The organism is Sulfitobacter sp. DSM 110093 (genome assembly GCF_022788715.1).
Lineage (GTDB): Bacteria > Pseudomonadota > Alphaproteobacteria > Rhodobacterales > Rhodobacteraceae > Sulfitobacter.
This window is the reverse complement of record NZ_CP085167.1, coordinates 255,637-272,922: the sequence shown is the minus strand read 5'-3', so window position 1 is coordinate 272,922 and position 17,286 is coordinate 255,637. Positions and strand designations below refer to the sequence as shown.

General features: G+C 61.9%; 18 protein-coding genes and 1 pseudogene. 15 read left to right on the top strand and 4 right to left on the bottom strand.

Features of this window, described 5'->3' with window-relative positions; all coding sequences use genetic code 11:
* Window positions 1-529: 529 nt before the first annotated feature.
* A pseudogene (locus DSM110093_RS01300) lies at window positions 530-838 on the bottom strand (integrase core domain-containing protein); the annotation flags it as partial.
* A gap of 406 nt (window positions 839-1,244) precedes the next feature.
* Between DSM110093_RS01300 and DSM110093_RS01295 the strand changes: the two are divergent.
* The 10 genes from DSM110093_RS01295 (at window position 1,245) to DSM110093_RS01250 (ending at window position 10,352) form a co-directional block, all read left to right on the top strand.
* Entirely contained in the window at window positions 1,245-1,793 is a 549-nt protein-coding gene (locus tag DSM110093_RS01295; RefSeq protein ID WP_243266350.1) for a hypothetical protein, read from the top strand.
* Entirely contained in the window at window positions 1,783-2,124 is a 342-nt protein-coding gene (locus tag DSM110093_RS01290) for a hypothetical protein (RefSeq protein ID WP_243266349.1), read from the top strand. Before DSM110093_RS01295 ends, DSM110093_RS01290 begins: the two co-directional genes overlap by 11 nt.
* Window positions 2,125-2,710: 586 nt before the next feature.
* On the top strand, window positions 2,711-3,952 hold the full coding sequence (locus tag DSM110093_RS01285; RefSeq protein WP_243266348.1) for an FAD-binding oxidoreductase: 1,242 nt from the start codon (window positions 2,711-2,713) through the stop codon (window positions 3,950-3,952).
* A gap of 38 nt (window positions 3,953-3,990) precedes the next feature.
* On the top strand, window positions 3,991-4,980 hold the full coding sequence (locus DSM110093_RS01280; RefSeq protein WP_243266347.1) for a TRAP transporter substrate-binding protein: 990 nt from the start codon (window positions 3,991-3,993) through the stop codon (window positions 4,978-4,980).
* Between the two features lie 71 nt (window positions 4,981-5,051).
* Entirely contained in the window at window positions 5,052-5,576 is a 525-nt protein-coding gene (locus DSM110093_RS01275; protein ID WP_243266346.1) for a TRAP transporter small permease, read from the top strand.
* A 4-nt stretch (window positions 5,577-5,580) separates the two neighbouring features.
* Window positions 5,581-6,897: a TRAP transporter large permease subunit gene (locus DSM110093_RS01270; protein WP_243266345.1), complete on the top strand. Its 1,317-nt coding sequence runs from the start codon at window positions 5,581-5,583 to the stop codon at window positions 6,895-6,897.
* A gap of 6 nt (window positions 6,898-6,903) precedes the next feature.
* Complete coding sequence (locus DSM110093_RS01265) at window positions 6,904-7,839, top strand: hypothetical protein (RefSeq protein ID WP_243266344.1); 936 nt, start codon at window positions 6,904-6,906, stop codon at window positions 7,837-7,839.
* Window positions 7,832-8,560 carry an allophanate hydrolase subunit 1 gene (locus DSM110093_RS01260; protein WP_243266343.1) on the top strand — a complete coding sequence of 243 codons (729 nt, stop codon included), beginning with the start codon at window positions 7,832-7,834 and terminating at the stop codon, window positions 8,558-8,560. Before DSM110093_RS01265 ends, DSM110093_RS01260 begins: the two co-directional genes overlap by 8 nt.
* Entirely contained in the window at window positions 8,557-9,588 is a 1,032-nt protein-coding gene (locus DSM110093_RS01255) for a biotin-dependent carboxyltransferase family protein (protein WP_243266342.1), read from the top strand. Before DSM110093_RS01260 ends, DSM110093_RS01255 begins: the two co-directional genes overlap by 4 nt.
* Window positions 9,585-10,352 (top strand): 5-oxoprolinase subunit PxpA, encoded by a 768-nt coding sequence (locus DSM110093_RS01250; protein ID WP_243266341.1) that lies wholly within the window; start codon window positions 9,585-9,587, stop codon window positions 10,350-10,352. The genes DSM110093_RS01255 and DSM110093_RS01250 overlap by 4 nt, the downstream gene beginning before the upstream one ends.
* Here the strand turns inward: DSM110093_RS01250 and DSM110093_RS01245 are convergent.
* Entirely contained in the window at window positions 10,349-11,218 is an 870-nt protein-coding gene (locus DSM110093_RS01245; protein WP_243266340.1) for a branched-chain amino acid aminotransferase, read from the bottom strand. The genes DSM110093_RS01250 and DSM110093_RS01245 overlap by 4 nt on opposite strands.
* 171 nt (window positions 11,219-11,389) lie before the next feature.
* On the opposite strand from DSM110093_RS01245, the gene DSM110093_RS01240 reads away from it, so the two are divergent.
* The 5 genes from DSM110093_RS01240 to dxs all read left to right on the top strand — a co-directional run bounded on the left by DSM110093_RS01240 (window position 11,390) and on the right by dxs (window position 15,817).
* The gene (locus DSM110093_RS01240; RefSeq protein ID WP_243266339.1) at window positions 11,390-11,902 is read left to right on the top strand and encodes a MarR family transcriptional regulator; all 513 of its coding nucleotides are present in this window, start codon (window positions 11,390-11,392) and stop codon (window positions 11,900-11,902) included.
* Window positions 11,899-12,600: a response regulator gene (locus DSM110093_RS01235; protein ID WP_093927741.1), complete on the top strand. Its 702-nt coding sequence runs from the start codon at window positions 11,899-11,901 to the stop codon at window positions 12,598-12,600. Before DSM110093_RS01240 ends, DSM110093_RS01235 begins: the two co-directional genes overlap by 4 nt.
* A gap of 110 nt (window positions 12,601-12,710) precedes the next feature.
* Window positions 12,711-12,953, top strand: a complete 243-nt coding sequence (locus DSM110093_RS01230) for an exodeoxyribonuclease VII small subunit (RefSeq protein ID WP_067264990.1) — start codon at window positions 12,711-12,713, stop codon at window positions 12,951-12,953.
* 8 nt (window positions 12,954-12,961) lie between these two features.
* Window positions 12,962-13,846, top strand: coding sequence for a polyprenyl synthetase family protein (locus tag DSM110093_RS01225; protein WP_243266338.1), 885 nt, complete (start codon window positions 12,962-12,964; stop codon window positions 13,844-13,846).
* Window positions 13,847-13,888: 42 nt separating this feature from the next.
* The gene (dxs, locus tag DSM110093_RS01220) at window positions 13,889-15,817 is read left to right on the top strand and encodes a 1-deoxy-D-xylulose-5-phosphate synthase (RefSeq protein ID WP_243266337.1); all 1,929 of its coding nucleotides are present in this window, start codon (window positions 13,889-13,891) and stop codon (window positions 15,815-15,817) included.
* Here the strand turns inward: dxs and DSM110093_RS01215 are convergent.
* Window positions 15,814-16,410 carry an exopolysaccharide biosynthesis protein gene (locus DSM110093_RS01215; protein ID WP_243266336.1) on the bottom strand — a complete coding sequence of 199 codons (597 nt, stop codon included), beginning with the start codon at window positions 16,408-16,410 and terminating at the stop codon, window positions 15,814-15,816. The genes dxs and DSM110093_RS01215 overlap by 4 nt on opposite strands.
* 14 nt (window positions 16,411-16,424) lie before the next feature.
* On the bottom strand, window positions 16,425-17,279 hold the full coding sequence (locus DSM110093_RS01210) for an SDR family oxidoreductase (protein ID WP_243266335.1): 855 nt from the start codon (window positions 17,277-17,279) through the stop codon (window positions 16,425-16,427).
* Between the last annotated feature and the right edge of the window lie 7 nt (window positions 17,280-17,286).

Here is a 17,286-nt window from a genome sequence, read left to right as displayed (position 1 = left end):
TTCATGGCCCGCCTCTTCGAGGCGGGCTTTTTCGTGGAAGACGCGAGTCGATCTACCGTGGAAAAAGATCAAAAATAGTTTGCGCAGACTATGCCTTTCTTGCGCAGGCTATTGCTTTCGATTCGTTTTCGGAGCCGCACAAGTAGCTGTTTTCATTGTATTTTTAAACATCCATTTTGCGGGCGGTTTTCGGTTTGCGCAGACATTCCCTTTCGTTGGCAACTAGATAAGGCGGTTGTGACGATGCGTGACTGGTTGTCACTGGCGGCGACTGGCGCTCAAGGGGACATTCTGGGGGGCATCAAGGGACAGCAGTGGGCTGAGGTTTAAGGAGACGCTTGGCCGATTTCGATCTTGCCCTTCGTAATAGGCTTTCTACTCGCACCGGCGCTAGAGGGCTTGATCCGCGGCAGTTTCACCGCATCCGGCGGTGTGATCCCCTGTTCTTGCTGAAGTCTCCGATCAGCGTGGTGATGTTGGCATTTTCGATCTGGCTGCTTGTGCGTATGTTTCGACAGAGCCGCCCCGTCTAGGTGTTCAGTCCCGGCATCTGGTGGATCGGGTTTAGGATGAATCTGTCTGGCTCGGATGTCCAGAACTTGCAGATGCATTCGTAGGGCGTGAGACCGCCGAGGGTCTTGAGCCTGCGCGCGAAGTTGCGGGCTGCCATGAAGTCCGCCAAGTGAGTGCGCAGTTGGTCGTGGTCATCGTAGTGGAAACGCTCGAACGTCGCGTCTTTGATCGTGCGGTTCATGCGCTCCACCTGACCGTTGCTCCACGGATGGTTTGGCTTGGTAAGGCGATGCTCGATACCATTGGCCTCACAGATCATGTCGAAACGCATTGGCCTTGAATATGCGGTGTTGCGATTGCGCGAGGCACCACGCCTTGACCACCCAATGCGGCGCAGGTTGGTCGATCTCCACCGCCTCCTTTCTTTAGACCCTGTCATAAATGCTTTCGAACCCGACTTATCGTCTTGAGCCCTCCTCGATCCCGCCAGCGCCGAAGTGGAGGAACTCTGCCTGCTCACCGACCGGCTCTATGATCTATTGATCGACATTAGCGACCTGAACACGAACCGGGATGGGCAGGCGCTCGACCTTCCGGCGCAGATGGCCACCTGAAGTGCTTCGCCGGCGGCGCAACGCGCGCTGTCCGCGGCATTCTTCTGGGGCGCAGAACAAGATATCCAACCTGAAAAGACCATCTTCTGCAAAGCGTAATGATCAAAAAAGTAACCCGTGCTGCAGATTTCTTCTTCGTCTCCCAAAAGAACGACCAATGTTCTCGTTACCAGCACCATCACCAGCACCAAAACCAGCCTTCGAATTCTACCGAAAAGGATCTTGCCGAATACCACGCATCTCCCAACCGCAGAAAACATGACGCCGATGAATCAGGCAACACCAACACCATTCATGCATGCAAGGGAGACAGACATGCTCAGCACAGACACTGCGAATATCAGCCAGACCCGCTACGACGCGGTCGCTGCGACTGAGAGACACCTGCGTTACAATGGCGCCAGGCTTTGCAACCTGCTCGACGCGCTCGACGATCCAGCCGGCTTCGAGGCCTTGTGCCGACTGCATAGCGCATTCAGCCATCCTTTCCCGGATGCGGATGCGATCGAAGATGCCGTGAACGAAATCACCCGCTTTCTCGCGGACCAGTCGCGTTCATCGCTCGACAAGATCAGCACTGAGCGAAACTTCGCGGCAGCCGATATGGCTCAGTGGCACGGAGCCCGGATCAGCGAGATCCATGGTAAGTTTTTCCATGCTCGGTGACCCGGGCTGCATATTACAAATTAGCCAAGAGAGCCGCCTTAAGGACCATCCTGGAACGTTCGGCCCAGAGCAGGATAACTGCGATATCACGCTGTGGCTCAATCAGCGTTTTCCACTCTCGAAAGCGCGTGTGCTGGTTGGTCGGCACTATACCCAACGCGACCTCGAGATCGCTGGCCTTGCGGTTACAAGTTCCGCCACGCATTCGGTTTCCCTGGCCCCGCTCGCTTTCGAGGCGTTTTGGCCCTGGGGTACCAAATCGAAGAAACGGACGCTGACAGTTATCAGTGCCCATCTTGTTATGGGCATCACTCAAGGCATGAAGCGCTGAATGCCTACTTGCGCATCGAAAGCGCACTACGGGTTTGGCGTTTACATTAGAGGAAACAGAAACTCCTGACATAGGGCGGCGCAAGCCGCCCATTTTTATTGGAACACTCCGGATACCGACAGGAGAGCAATTCGACGAGTCGCGGCAGGACGCCCACCCGAAAACTCCGCGCCCCGACAGCTCGCGCACCGTGGGATTTGAAGCGTCTGAATTTAGGTTGAATATCGGAGCGACCGCCAGTTAGCAAAAAAGTCATAAATCCGTTTTTGAACGCCGCTTCACCGCCCCAGAACCTTCAGGGACAAGAGCGAACCAGTCCTTACACCATTTACTTCGCCAAAACAAGAAAATCGGGCGTTTCCGCCCGATTGACCCTTTACGCCTGCAAAACGGCTACATTAACCCGGCCGATGGCCATTAATTGGTAGTCAGAACAAGGCGCAAGGTGCATCTGATGCTCACACTGGGCAAGAGAAACGCCAACGATGACATTTTATCAGCATTTTGTTGACGTGGTGATTTTTTATGTAAAGATGCTGAAAAGGAACCAACCCATGATGCGACCAAAATCCGAAAGCCTCCTAACATGACCCAACATGTCGTCGTTATCGGCGCCGGGATTGTCGGCGTCTCTGCCGCGATCTGGCTGCGCCGCGCCGGGGCGGAGGTAACGTTGCTGGACCGGTCTGAGCCGGGGCGCGGCACCTCGCATGGCAATGGTGGCGTGCTGGCGGCGGCGGGCGTTGCGCCGGTGACCGGGCCGGGCCTGCTGCGGAAATCGCCGGGGATGCTACGCGACCCCGAGTTTCCGCTGTTCCTACGCTGGCCCTATCTGCCCCGCCTGCTGCCGTGGCTGCGCCGCTACATGGCCCACGCCAACGATGCCGACACCCGCCGCATCTCTGCCGGGTTGGCGCCCATCGTCAGCGACAGCGTAGCGCAACACAAAGCCCTCTGTGCCGATCTAGGGTTGGAGGATTGGGTCCGGGATAGCGACTATTGCTTTGCCTATACCAGCCGCCCGGCCTTCGAGGCCGAAGCCTATACATGGGCGCTCCGCCGCGATGCGGGCTTCGTGCCAGAGATCATCGAGAGCGGCGCGGTCAGGGAATTCGACCCGGCCTATGGCCCGCAGATCACCTGTATCGCACGACTGGCCGACCACGGCTTCATCGCCGACCCCGGCGGCTATGTTCGGGCGCTGGCCAAGGCGTTTGAGGGAATGGGCGGCACCATCAAACGGGCCGAGGTTGAGGACATCACGATCCTTGATGAAGAGGTCACCTCAGTCTTGACCGACCAAGGCCCGCTGTCCTGCGACGACGTGCTGCTGGCCACCGGCGTCTGGTCGAAACCACTGATGCGCAAGCTGGGGATCAACGTGCCGCTGGAATCCGAACGCGGCTACCATATCGTCTTCAAGGATGCAGAGGGCGGTCCGTCGCGCCCCACCATGATGGCAGCAGGCAAATTCGTCGCCACGCCGATGGCCGACGGGCTGCGCTGCGCCGGGATCGTCGAATTCGGCGGGCTAGAGGCGGGCGCAACCAAAGCGCCCTTGGCGCTGCTGCGCCGTCAGGCCAAGGCCGCCTTTCCGAACCTCACCGCCGAGGAAGAGATCGAATGGCTGGGGCACCGACCCGCCCCCAGCGACTCTCTGCCCCTGATCGGGCAGATCGGGACGAGCCGGGTCTATACCGCCTTCGGGCACCACCACATTGGGTTGACGGGCGGGCCGAAAACGGGCCGACTGATCGCCGGATTGATCACGGGGCAGCCGCCAAACACGGATCTAACCCCGTATCACCCCCAGCGCTTTGACAGATAACGCCAAGCGCGCACGCAAATAAACAAGGGAGAAACCACATGACACTGACAGCAAGACTGATGGCCGGCGCGGCCATGACCGCCCTGACACTGGGCACCGCCATGCCTGCCTTCGCGGCCGAGAAATGGGATATGCCGATGGCCTATTCGGCCTCGAACTTCCATTCCGAGAACGGCGTGCAATTCGCCGAATGCGTGACCGAAGCCACTGGCGGCGAGATTGAGATCACCGTGCATCCGGGCGGCGCGCTTTTCGCTGGGGCCGACATCAAACGCGCGATCCAGACCGGGCAGGTCCAACTGGGCGAGCGTCTGCTTTCCGGCCACCAGAACGAAAACGCGGTTTTCGGCTTTGACTCCATCCCCTTCCTCGCGCCGTCCTTTAAGGCGAGCGCGAAGCTTTGGGAAGCAGCTAAGCCCAAAGTCGAAGCCGTGCTGGAAGAGCAAAACCTCGTCCTGCTTTATAACGTGCCATGGCCGCCTCAAGGTCTCTATTTCAAAAAGGAGGTCGGCTCGGTCGAGGATATGAAGGGCGTGAAATTCCGTTCTTACAACAACACCACCGCGCGTCTCGCCGAACTGACCGGCATGTCGCCCGTCACCATCGAGGCCGCCGAAGTCAGCCAAGCCTTCGCCACCGGCGTGGCGGAATCGATGATTTCCTCGGGGGCCACCGGCTATGACCAGAAGGTCTGGGAAAGCCTGACCCATTTCTACGAAGTCGACGCTTGGCTGCCGCGCAACTACGTGATGGTGAACGCCGATGTCTGGGCCGAAGTCACGGACGCCAACAAAGAGGCGATCACCACCTGCGCCACCGAGGCCGAAGAGCGCGGCTTGCAAGCCTCCAAGGACTACACCCAGTTCACCTATGATGGGCTGCGCGAAGGCGGCATGAAGGTGGAGCCAGCCAGCGAAGAGCTGATGTCCGGCCTGCGTGAAGTGGGTGAAACAATGACGCAAGAGTGGCTTGAAGCCGCTGGCGAAGACGGCGCAGCAATCGTCGATGACTATAAGGCGATGCAATAATCGCACAACTTGCGGCGGCCCTGTTTCGGGGCCGCCGTTCTCATGCTGGTGCATGATTTAGGGAGGGTCGGATGAAGACGCTGCGCAGACTATTAGACGGGCTTTATACCGGGGCGGGAGCACTTGCGGCGCTCTGTCTTGTGACCATCCTCACCTTGATCGTGGCCCAGATGGTCGCCCGTTGGACCGGCAATGTCTTTCCGGGCGCTGCCAGCTATGCAGGCTATGCCATGGCCGGGGCCAGTTTCCTTGCCTTTGCCAATGCGCTCAACCGCGGCTCGCATATCCGCGTGTCGATCCTGCTCAACGCCCTCAGCACGGGCGGGAAGCGGCTGCTTGATATCTGGTGTTTCGCCGTGGCGGCGGCGGTTGCGTGGTATTTCACCTATTACGCCTATTGGTTCGTCTACTGGTCGTGGAAGTTCAACGAGGTCAGCCAAGACCAAGACGCCACCGCGCTGTGGATACCGCAATCTGTCATGGTCATCGGCGGCGGCATCCTCGCCATCGCGCTGACGGACAACCTTTTGCACCTCATCTTCAAGGGCGACCACCGCGTCACCCGTGACCTAGTCGATCAAAGCTTCGGGGAATGACGCCATGACCGAGATCTATGCCATTGCCCTGTTTCTAATCGTCCTGTTCTTCCTGCTCGGCACCGGTGTCTGGGTCGGCTTGGCCCTGATGGGCGTGGCTTGGGTCGGGATGGAGCTTTTCACCACGCGCCCCGTCGGCGACGCGATGATCACCACGATCTGGGCCAGTTCCTCTAGCTGGACGCTGACAGCCCTGCCGCTCTTTGTCTGGATGGGTGAAATCCTTTACCGCACGCGATTGTCACAAGACATGTTTCGCGGGCTGTCGCCTTGGCTCGCGAAACTACCGGGCGGGCTGGTGCATACCAATATCGTCGGCTGCACCGTGTTTGCCGCTGTCTCCGGCTCCTCTGCCGCGACACTGACAACTGTGGGCAAGATGTCGATCCCCGAACTTCGCGCGCGCAACTATCCTGAGAAGATGATCATAGGCACATTGGCGGGCGCTGCCACGTTGGGCCTGATGATCCCCCCCTCGCTGGCGCTGATCGTCTATGGGGTGACGGTGAACGAAAGCATCACCAAGCTGTTCTTTGCGGGGGTCATGCCCGGCCTGCTGCTGGCGCTGATGTTCATGGGCTATGTCGCAATCACCAGCAAGCTGTCGAAAGACTGGAACCCCGATGTCGAGACCGACATGAGCTTCGCCGACAAGCTGCGCAACTCGCGCTTCCTGCTGCCGGTCTTTGCGCTGATCTCGGTCGTGATCGGCTCCATGTATCTGGGCCTTGCCACCGCGACCGAGGCTGCCGCGATTGGCGTCATCGGCTCGCTGACACTGGCGCTGTTCCAAGGTTCGCTGAACTGGCACAGCTTCCGCGAAAGCCTGATGGGTGCGATGCGCACCTCCGCTATGATCGCGCTGATCCTTGCTGGCGCGGCGTTCCTGAAACTGTCGATGGGGTTCACCGGCCTGCCCCGGGCGCTGGCCGACGGGATCGCGGCGATGGAACTGTCGCGGTTCGAGCTGCTGATGGCGCTGTTGGTCTTCTACATCGTGCTGGGCATGTTCCTCGACGGGATTTCCTCGGTCGTGCTGACCATGGCCGTGGTGGAGCCGATGGTGCGTGGCGCAGGCATCGACCTGATCTGGTTCGGCATCTTCGTTGTGGTCGTGGTTGAGATGGCGCAGATCACCCCGCCGATTGGCTTTAACCTTTTCGTGCTGCAAGGCATGACCGATCACGAGATGGGCTATATCACCAAGGCCGCGCTGCCGATGTTTGCAATCATGGTCTTCATGGTCTTCGTGCTGATCTGGTTCCCCGAGGTGGCGACGTGGTTGCCTGAAAACTTGCGCAGCGGCCCGGCCAGCGGGTGATCAATCATGCTGCATATCCTCAGACTGGCCTCGCGCCATGCGCGGGCCTGCCTGATCGTGGGGCTGCTGGCGGGGCTGGGACTGCCCAGCCTTGCGGCGGCGCTGGCCGACTGGCTGCCGCAGATGGTGGCCGCGCTGCTGACGATCACCGCGCTCAGGATCGGGCATCGCGCGGCACTCGGGGCTGTACGGGATCTGCTTTGGGGGCTGGCCTCAGTGCTGGCTTTGCAGACGCTGCTGCCGCTGGCGCTGTTGGGGGGCTTCGTGCTGGCCGGGCTGGGGCAGACCCCCGCCGCACTGGCCGTGACGCTGGCCGCCGCGGCCCCAGCGCTGACGGGCAGCGTCAACCTTGCCCTGTTGCTGCGGCTCGACGCCGGGCGGATGATGCAACTGATGGTGCTGGGCACCGCGGCTTTTCCGCTGACGGTACTGCCGGTCTTGGCCTTGCTGCCGCAACTCGGACCAGCCTCGGACGTGGCCCAAGCCGCGCTGCGTCTGTTGGCGGTGATCCTTGGGGCGACGGGCTTGGGCTTTGCCCTGCGCCATGTCCTCTTGCCGCGCCCCTCAGCGCGTCAGATCGAGGCGCTCGACGGGGCGTCGGTGCTGGCCTTCTCGGTCATCGTCATCGGGCTCATGGCGGCACTCAACCACGCGCTGCGGAGCGATCCTTGGGCGGTGGCGGGCTGGACGGTGCTGGCCTTCGCCCTAAGCTATCTGTTGCAAGCGGGCACATTGCTGCTGACCCGGCGCGGCCCGCTGCGCGCCGTGGCCGGCCCGCTGGCGATTGGTGCAGGCAACCGCAATATCGCGCTGTTCCTCGTGGCGCTGCCTGCCGAGGTCGTCGCGCCCTTGATGATCTTTATCGGCTGCTGGCAACTGCCGATGTATCTGACCCCGGTGCTGCTGCCGCGCCTTTACGAAAGGATGCTCTCCGATGACTGACTGGCCCCGCATCCGCAGCGTCGGTCTCTCTGGCCTATTGGTCACCTTTGCCGAGAAGATGTCCGAACCCGCCAACCGCGCCGCCCTCGCCTTTCGCGCGGCGGTAGAGGAGCAGGACTGGCCCGAGGTGAGCGAGACGAGCACCTCGCTGGTGTCGACCTTAGTGCAGTTTGAGGTTTCGCAGGAGGCCATCGCAAAGATGACCGACCGTCTGCGCGGATTACTCGAAGCCCGCGACTGGTTCGCCGAAGCCCTCCCCGCCGGACGTAGCCTGTGGCATGTGCCGACCGTCTATGGCACCGATCTTGCCCCGCAGTTGGAGGAGGCCGCCGAGGCCGCGGGCCTCGACCCCGACGCGGCGATCGCGGAACTGTCGCAGGCGCGGGTGCGGGTGCTGACCATCGGCTTCGCCCCCGGCCAGCCCTATATGGGCGAACTGCCCCCGCATTGGGACATTCCGCGCCAACAGGGGCTGACGAAATCGGTGCCGCCGGGCTCGCTGGTCGTCGCGATCCGGCAGTTGATCATCTTCACCAATGCCTCCCCCACCGGCTGGCGGCATATCGGCCAGACGGCCTTTCGCACCTTCCGACCTGGCAGCGACATGCCCTTCCCCCTGTCGCCGGGCGATGAGCTGATATTCCCGTCGATCACCCGGCAAGAGTTCGACCGCATCGCCGATGACCCCACCGGCGGTGCCGAGCGGGAGGCGCTGACATGAGCGGCACGCTGACCATCTTCCAAGCTGGCCCGACGATGACGGTCCAAGACCTTGGCCGCCCCGGCTACCGGGCTTTGGGCTTGACCCATGGCGGTGCGGCGGACCCGACCGCCCTGCACGAAGGGGCCGCCTTGCTGGGCCAGGACCCGAACTGTGCGGCAATTGAAATGGCGGGCAGCGGCGGCAGTTTTCATGCCGATCAAGACATCCGCATCGCGCTGACCGGCGCGCAGATGCAAGTGAGCATCGACGGTGACCCGATTGCATGGAACGCCAGCCACCTGCTGCCTGCGGGGGCCAAACTGACCATCGGCGGCGGGCGGGACGGGGCTTACGGCTACCTGCATGTGGGCGGCGGCTTTGATGTTGAGCCGGTGATGGGGTCACGCTCAAGCCATCTGGCCGCTGGCATGGGCGCGCTGCTGCAAAGTGGTGAGACCCTGCCGCTGGGGGCGGACAAGGGCGGAGAGACGAACCTGACCCTGCCCCGCGACAGCCGCTTTGGCGCGGAGCGTGTTCGCATCGTCGCCTCCATGCAGACCGACGCCTTTGACGAGGCAACCCGTGCGCGCTTTACCGAAACCACCTTCCGCCGCGATGCCCGCGCCAACCGCATGGGCGCACGGATGGATCACGAGGGCGAGGGTTTCGCGACCGGCGGGCAGCTTACCATCGTCTCTGAGGTCATCACCCCCGGCGACATCCAGATCACTGGCGACGGCGCGCCCTTCGTGCTGATGTGTGAATGTCAGACCACCGGCGGCTACCCCCGCATTGGCACGGTGATCCCCTGCGACCTGCCGATCGTCGCGCAGGCGCAGCCCGGCGCGGCGCTGCAGTTCGAGTTTATCGACCTCGACGAAGCCCTCGCCGCCGAGACGCGCCACCGCGCCGACCTCGCTACCCTACCCAAGCGCCGCCAACCGCTCTTGCGCGATCCCGCGCGGATCCGTGACCTCTTGGGCTATCAACTGATCTCCGGCGTGGTCTCGGCCACCGCCGACCCCTTCGAAAAGGACAAGCCATGACATCCGTCGATCTGAACGCCGACATGGGCGAAAGCTTTGGCCCTTGGACGATGGGCGACGACGCGGCACTGTTGAAGGTCGTGACCTCGGCCAACATCGCCTGCGGTGGCCATGCGGGTGACGCGGATGTGATGGCGGCGACGATGCGGATGGCCCATGAAAACGGCGTCGGCATCGGCGCGCATCCGGGGTTCATGGACCTCGCTGGTTTTGGCCGCAACCGCCTCTCGGTGCCGCGCAGCACCTTGCAGAACCAAATCCGCTATCAGGTCGCGGCAAGCGTCGGCATGGCGCGGAGCGTCGGGGCCGAAGTGCGGCATCTGAAACTGCACGGGGCGCTGGCAAATATGGCGTCTGAGGATGAAGGCTTGGCCCGCGATCTCTATGAGGCGGCGCTGAGCGTGGCGCCCGATCTCATCGTCATGGTCCTCGCCTCCACAGCGCAGGAACGGGCGGTGAAATCACTAGGCTGCAACTGGGCCGGAGAAATCTTTGCCGACCGCGCCTATAACGATGACGCCACGCTGGTCGACCGCAGTAAGCCGGGTGCCGTGATCCATGACGCCAACACCGCCGCGGCGCGGATGGTCGAGATGGTCAAAGCCGGCGCGATCATCACCGAAAGCGGCAAACACATCCCCACGCGGATCGACACGATCTGTCTGCATGGCGACACGGCAGAGGCCGTTCAAATCGCAACCGCCGTCCGCAAGGGTTTGCAGGACGGCGGGGTAACTTTGGCAAAGTTCGGCGGCAGCGTTTAGCTGCGCACCAGCTTTTCATAGTCCAAGGCAATCTCACGGGTCAGCGCGCCGACCTCAAACTTCCAGTCGCCGATTTGCCCCACCGGGGTCACTTCGGCGGCGGTGCCGGTCAGCCAGCACTGCTCAAAGCCTTCCAGCTCCTCGGGCATGATGTGGCGCTCGTGGACGGTAATCCCCTTGTCTTTCAACATGCCAATGACCGTCTGACGGGTGATGCCGTTAAGGAAGCAATCAGGCGTCGGCGTGTGCACTTCGCCATCCTTGACGAAGAAGATATTCGCGCCCGTCGCCTCGGCCACATAGCCGCGGTAGTCGTACATCATCGCGTCCGAACAGCCCTTTGCTTCGGCGGCGTGTTTGGACATGGTGCAGATCATATAGAGACCCGCCGCCTTGGCGTGGCTTGGGATCGTCTCAGGCGAGGGGCGCTTCCATTTGGAGATGTCGAGCTTGGCGCCCTTCATCTTGGCGTCACCGTAATAGGCACCCCATTCCCATGCCGCGATAGCCAAGCGCACCGGGTTGCGGGCCGAGGCGACACCCATGTCTTCGCCAACACCGCGCCATGCGACCGCGCGCACATAGGCGTCTTGCAGGCCAGAGGCGGCGAGGACTTCGGCCTTGGCGGCTTCGATCTCGTCAATGGTGTAGGGGATCTCAAAGTCGATCATTTCGGCCGAGCGCTTCAAACGCTCGGAATGCTCCCGGCTTTTGAAGATCTTGCCGTTGTAGGCGCGCTCGCCCTCGAACACCGAAGACGCATAGTGCAGCGCATGGGTTAGGATGTGGACATTGGCCTCGCGCCACTCGACCATTTTGCCATCCATCCAGATGTGCCCGTCCCGGTTGTCATATCCGCCTGCCATGGTGTTTCCCCTCCAAATGACCCGCTATCTTTTCAAAAATTGCGCTGTATCAACTCAATATCGACATTTAATTGCGCAAAACACGGGATTCGATAGCCTTTCACTATTGGAATGTCAACAACGCTGACGTAAACTGACCCCCAACAGGCCCGAGAGAGAATGAGATATACTATGGCTGACGGGCGCATGATGGCCCCTAGCAGTGGCGACAGCCTTCTGTTTTTGACCGACGAACAACTGCGGCAGGGGATTGAAGCGATGTTCTTTGCCTATCGCGGTTTTACTGCGGATCCCGATAGGATTCTGGCCGATATGGCCTATGGCCGCGCGCATCACCGCGCCATCCACTTTATCAACCGCGCCCCCGGCACGACAGTGAACAACCTGCTCAACATCCTTGGGGTCACGAAACAATCGCTCAACCGTGTCTTGCGCACGTTGATCGCCGATGGTCTGGTGCAAAGCAAGGTTGGCCGCAATGACAAGCGCGAGCGGCATCTGTTCCTGACCGACGAGGGTCGCAAGCTGGAACAGGAGCTATCGGACGCTCAGCGCGCGCGCATGCGGCTGGCCTTTCGCACCGCCGGGCCCGACGCCGTGGCCGGTTTCAGAACGGTATTGGAGGCCATGATGGACCCTGAAATGCGCCAAAGCTTTGACCGGCTGCGCGAAAGCGCCCCATGAACGAGCTTGACGCGCACCTGCTGGTTGTCGACGACGATGAACGCATCCGCAGCCTGTTGAAGAAATTCTTGATGCGGCATGGCTTTCTGGTCAGCACCGCCCGCGATGCCGCCCATGCCCGCCGGGTGCTGGCCGGGTTGGAATTCGACCTCATCGTGCTCGACGTGATGATGCCCGGCGAAGACGGCATGGCGCTGACCCGATCGTTGCGCGAAACCCTGCAAACGCCGATCTTGCTGCTGACCGCCAAGGGCGAGACAGACAACCGCATTGAAGGGTTGGAGGCCGGGGCCGATGATTACCTGCCCAAACCCTTTGAGCCGAAAGAACTGCTGCTGCGCATCAATGCGATCTTGCGCCGTATGCCCGATACCTCTGCCGCCGATGCCGCGCCAAAAGTCCTGTCGCTCGGCGTGATCCGCTATGACATGGAGCGGGGCGAGATGTGGCAGGGCGACGATCTGGTACGCCTCACCGCGACCGAAGTGCAACTGATGAAGATCTTTGCCGCGCAACCCGGTATCGCCCTCAGCCGGTCCAAACTGGTCGAAGAATTGGGCCGCGACCGGGGCCAAGCGCAGGAACGCGCGGTTGATGTTCAGATCACCCGCCTGCGCCGCAAGATCGAAAGCGATCCGAAACAGCCGCAATACCTGCAAACCGTGCGCGGCGCGGGCTATATGCTGGCGCCGGACTGAGCTAGGCCCGCCTGCCCAAACGGGCCGGTAAAATTCATCACGCAAGCCCGCTAGCAATGCGCGGCGCGAAGTTCTATTGTCGCGCGAAATTCCGACCAACGAGGCGCGTAATGTCTGACACACCCGTAGAAGAGATGAACTTTGAGACCGCCATGGCCGAGCTTGAAAAAGTCTTGGGCCAGCTTGAAAATGGCAATGTCGCGCTGGACGAAAGCATCGCGCTCTACGAACGCGGGGCCAAGCTTAAGGCGCGCTGCGAAACCAAGCTGAAAGAGGCCGAAGAAAAAGTCGCCGCGATCACGCTGGATGGCGATGGCAACCCGAATGGGCTGAAACCCGTCGAAGGGCTTTGACCGCCTGCATGACCTTCCAGCCCACCCCCCTTTCCTTGGCAGAGGCGCTTGCCCATGCCCGTGATCTGGCACAAGCGCAGATCGAAGCGGCCTTGACCGAGCGCAAAGGCCCGGTGGCCGAGGCAATGCGCTATGCCTGCGGTGGTGGTAAAGGGCTGCGCGGCTTTCTGGTGATCGAATCTGCCCGGCTGCACGGTATCGCCCCCGGCATGGCCGCCCCGGCAGCGGGCGCGATCGAAGCGTTGCATGCCTATTCGCTGGTGCATGACGATCTACCCTGTATGGACGACGACGATCTGCGCCGGGGCCAGCCCACCGTGCACCGCAAGTGGGATCAGGCGACCGCCGTTCTGGCCGGGGATGCGCTGCAAACGCTGGCATTTGAACTGCTCGGACAGCTTGCCTGCCCTGCGGAGGCGCGTCTGACCCTGATGACCAGCCTTGCGCAAGCGGCAGGTGTGGGCGGTATGGTCGGCGGCCAAGCGCTAGATATCGCCGCCGAAGCCGCCCCCGCGCCGCTCTCGCTGGCCGAGATCACGGCGCTTCAGGCGGGCAAGACCGGTGCGTTGATCGAATGGTCTGCTATGGCTGGCCCCCGCATGGCCGGTGCCGATGCCACCGCCCTTGGGGCCTACGCCAAACACCTTGGCCTTGCATTCCAGATCGCCGATGACATCCTTGACGTCGAAGGCGACGCCGAGACCGTGGGCAAGGCCGTGGGCAAAGATGACGCGGCGGGCAAAGCAACGTTTGTGTCGCACCTTGGGTTGGCGGGGGCCAAAACCCGCGCCGCCGAATTGGTGGACATGGCCTGTGACGCCCTATCTGACTATGGACAAGAGGCGCAGAGCTTGCGAGCCGCTGCCGCCTTCGTTATTGCCCGCGACAGCTAGTCGAGCGGCACATGCGCCGCACCGGCACCAGAAAGGCCCCCGATGAGTGACACCGCTGACACACCCCTGCTAGATCAGATCACCCGCCCCGCGGACCTAAAGCGCCTTTCCGATGCAGAGTTGACGCAAGTCGCCCGCGAGCTGCGGACCGAGACGATTTCAGCGGTATCGGAAACTGGTGGGCATCTGGGCGCGGGTCTTGGTGTGGTAGAGTTGACCGTGGCGCTGCACGCGGTCTTTGACACCCCGCGCGACAAGATCATCTGGGACGTAAGCCACCAGTGTTACCCCCACAAGATCCTCACCGAACGCCGCGACCGCATCCGCAGCCTGCGCATGAAAGACGGGCTTTCGGGTTTCACGAAACGCAGTGAATCCCCCTATGATCCGTTCGGCGCGGCGCATAGTTCGACCTCGATCTCAGCGGCATTGGGGTTCGCCGTTGGGCGTGATCTGGGCGGCGTGATCCCCGAAGGTTTGGGCGATGCGATCGCCGTGATCGGTGATGGCGCGATGAGCGCGGGCATGGCCTATGAGGCGCTGAACAACGCGGGCGACCTGAAGAAGCGTCTGATCGTTATTCTGAACGACAACGAGATGTCCATCGCCCCGCCCGTCGGCGCGATGTCGAGCTATCTCAGCCGTCTCTACGCCGAAGCGCCGTTTCAAGATTTCAAAGCCGCCGCCAAAGGCGCGGTGAGCCTGCTGCCCGGACCCTTCCGCGAAGGGGCAAAACGCGCCAAAGATATGCTCAAGGGCATGGCCGTGGGCGGTACTCTGTTTGAGAACCTCGGGTTCTCCTATCTCGGGCCAATCAACGGGCATGACATGGATCAGCTTCTGCCCGTCTTGCGCACAGTGCAACAACGCGCGACAGGTCCGATCCTGATCCATATCCAGACACAAAAAGGCAAAGGCTATGGCCCTGCCGAGGCCGCGCGGGATCGCGGCCATGCCACGGCCAAGTTCAACGTGGTAACGGGAGAGCAGAAGAAGTCCCCCTCCAACGCGCCCAGCTATACCCGCGTTTTCGCCGACAGCCTGCTGGCCGAGGCTGCCGAGGACGACAAGATCTGCGCCGTGACCGCCGCGATGCCCGATGGCACCGGGCTGGATCTATTCGCCGAACGCTATCCCAGCCGTTGCTTTGATGTAGGCATCGCCGAGCAACATGGCGTGACCTTTTGTGCGGGGCTTGCCGCTGCGGGGATGAAACCCTTCTGCGCGATGTATTCGACCTTCCTGCAACGCGGTTACGACCAAGTCGTGCATGATGTCGCAATCCAGCGCCTGCCCGTGCGTTTCGCCATCGACCGCGCCGGGCTGGTGGGGGCCGACGGGCCGACCCACGCGGGCGCATTCGACGTGGCCTTCCTTGCCAACCTGCCGGGTTTCGTGGTGATGGCCGCCGCAGATGAGGCCGAGTTGCGCCACATGGTTGCCACTGCCGCTGCGCATGACGATGGACCCATCGCCTTCCGCTATCCGCGCGGCGAAGGGCGCGGGGTCGAGATGCCAGAGCGCGGCACGCCGCTTGAGATCGGCAAGGGGCGGATTATCCGGGAGGGCAGCAAGGTCGCGCTTTTGTCCTTTGGCACCCGCTTAGAAGAGGTCGAAAAGGCCGCCGAAGCACTGAACGCCAAAGGCATCACTCCCACCATCGCCGACGCGCGGTTTGCCAAGCCATTGGACCGGGATATGATCCTCAAACTGGCCGAGGATCACGAAGCGCTGATCACCATCGAAGAGGGCGCAGTGGGCGGCTTTGGCAGCCATGTGGCACAACTGCTTGCCGATGAAGCGGTCTTTGACAAGGGGCTCAAGTTCCGCTCCATGGTGCTGCCTGACATCTTTATCGATCAGGCCAACCCGACGGATATGTATGCGGTTGCGGGTATGAACGCCGACCAAATCACCGCCAAAGTGCTTGAGGTGCTCGGCATCGGCGATCTGGACGCGCAGCGCGCCTAACTGTTGGCGGCGGTCAGCACCAGCAGGGTGCCCGCGGCAAGCGTTATCGCCACGCAGAGATAACCCAAAAGCACGAACAACCCGTCGCGGGTGAAAAGGCCGAAAACCAGCAGCGCCACGGTGCCAGCACCCAGCGATGACATCATCGGAAGCACCTCCATAAAGGGCCAGCCGAAGGGGATAATCGTCACCATGACGAGCGTGATAAAACGCATTTTCCCCGTGGTCAGAAACTGAAGCCGAGGCTTGCAACGCCCATCAACAAAGGCGCAGGGACGGCGCAGAAACCGCACGCAACCGCTTAACCGGTGGCCGGCAATCTCACGGCGCAGCAGGAATTTCGGCATCCAAAGCCTGCGCCGCCCGGTGACCGCCTGTACCGCCAGCAGAATGATGATCAGAGCCGCCATCGTAGACACGCCGGGAATGCCCGACAACGGCGAGACCAGCAGCAGCGCCACGATCAAAATCAACGGTGTGATTGAGCGGTCGCCGATCTCATGCAGTACATCGTTGATCGACACCGCTTCTTTCTCTGCCGCGCGCTCCATGCTGTCCAGCAGATGGGCCAACGTGTGTTCGTCTTGACGCATGCAGAGCCTCGGGTTCAGTCCTCCGCTCCCAAAAGAGCGGCCAGACCAGAGCGATAATCAGTGTAGATCGGTTGCCAGCCCAACGCTGCCTTGGCGTGATCGTTCCGCACCTTCTTGCTCTCTGCATAAAAGCTGCGGGCCATGGGGGTCATCTCGGCCGCTTCAAAATCCACAGCCGGAGGCAGCGGCAAGCCCAGGAGGTCGGCAGCATGGCCAATCACGTCCTGCGGCGGGGCGGGATCGTCATCACAAAGGTTATAGACCGCGCCCGGTTGCGGCGTGGCCAGCGACAATTCCAGCGCCTGCGCGATATCCTCCACATGGATGCGCGAAAAGACTTGGCCCTGCTTGATGATCCGCCGTGCCGTGCCCTTGCGCACCTTGGCAAACGGCCCCCGACCGGGGCCGTAGATGCCCGCCAGCCGAAAGATATGCAGCGGCAGGTCTGGGATCGCGCCCCATGCGGCCTCGGCCTGCACCCGCGCTGCACCGCGTCGGGTTGAGGGGGCGAGAGGTGTATTTTCATCCACCCAATCGCCGCCGTGATCGCCGTAGACACCGGTGGTCGACAGATAGCCGACCCATCGCAGATGGGGGGCGGCGGCGGCGATTTCATTGTGCAGGTCCAACAGCACCGGGTCGCCCTCTGGCCCCGGCCCGGCCGAGACCAAGAGGTTAGGAACATGCTGCAAAAGCGGGATCACATCGTCGCCGGGCCAAAGCATAGGCTCCACACCGGTCGCGGCGATTTCATCCAGTTTTTCAGGGCTGCGGGTGGTCCCAATGATGCGCCAGCCTTGCGGGATCAGCCGCGCGGCCAATGCGCGGGCGCTGTAGCCGTGGCCAAGTGAAAGAAGCGTCTTATCCATGCTGTCA

Coding starts and splice junctions, on each gene's coding strand:
- DSM110093_RS01290 (WP_243266349.1), top strand. CDS start 1,783: ATGCTCGGTGACCCGGGCTGCATATTACAAATTAGCCAAGAGAGCCGC.
- DSM110093_RS01285 (WP_243266348.1), top strand. CDS start 2,711: ATGACCCAACATGTCGTCGTTATCGGCGCCGGGATTGTCGGCGTCTCT.
- DSM110093_RS01280 (WP_243266347.1), top strand. CDS start 3,991: ATGACACTGACAGCAAGACTGATGGCCGGCGCGGCCATGACCGCCCTG.
- DSM110093_RS01275 (WP_243266346.1), top strand. CDS start 5,052: ATGAAGACGCTGCGCAGACTATTAGACGGGCTTTATACCGGGGCGGGA.
- DSM110093_RS01270 (WP_243266345.1), top strand. CDS start 5,581: ATGACCGAGATCTATGCCATTGCCCTGTTTCTAATCGTCCTGTTCTTC.
- DSM110093_RS01265 (WP_243266344.1), top strand. CDS start 6,904: ATGCTGCATATCCTCAGACTGGCCTCGCGCCATGCGCGGGCCTGCCTG.
- DSM110093_RS01260 (WP_243266343.1), top strand. CDS start 7,832: ATGACTGACTGGCCCCGCATCCGCAGCGTCGGTCTCTCTGGCCTATTG.
- DSM110093_RS01255 (WP_243266342.1), top strand. CDS start 8,557: ATGAGCGGCACGCTGACCATCTTCCAAGCTGGCCCGACGATGACGGTC.
- DSM110093_RS01250 (WP_243266341.1), top strand. CDS start 9,585: ATGACATCCGTCGATCTGAACGCCGACATGGGCGAAAGCTTTGGCCCT.
- DSM110093_RS01245 (WP_243266340.1), bottom strand. CDS start 11,218: ATGGCAGGCGGATATGACAACCGGGACGGGCACATCTGGATGGATGGC.
- DSM110093_RS01240 (WP_243266339.1), top strand. CDS start 11,390: ATGGCTGACGGGCGCATGATGGCCCCTAGCAGTGGCGACAGCCTTCTG.
- DSM110093_RS01235 (WP_093927741.1), top strand. CDS start 11,899: ATGAACGAGCTTGACGCGCACCTGCTGGTTGTCGACGACGATGAACGC.
- DSM110093_RS01230 (WP_067264990.1), top strand. CDS start 12,711: ATGTCTGACACACCCGTAGAAGAGATGAACTTTGAGACCGCCATGGCC.
- DSM110093_RS01225 (WP_243266338.1), top strand. CDS start 12,962: ATGACCTTCCAGCCCACCCCCCTTTCCTTGGCAGAGGCGCTTGCCCAT.
- dxs (WP_243266337.1), top strand. CDS start 13,889: ATGAGTGACACCGCTGACACACCCCTGCTAGATCAGATCACCCGCCCC.
- DSM110093_RS01215 (WP_243266336.1), bottom strand. CDS start 16,410: ATGCGTCAAGACGAACACACGTTGGCCCATCTGCTGGACAGCATGGAG.
- DSM110093_RS01210 (WP_243266335.1), bottom strand. CDS start 17,279: ATGGATAAGACGCTTCTTTCACTTGGCCACGGCTACAGCGCCCGCGCA.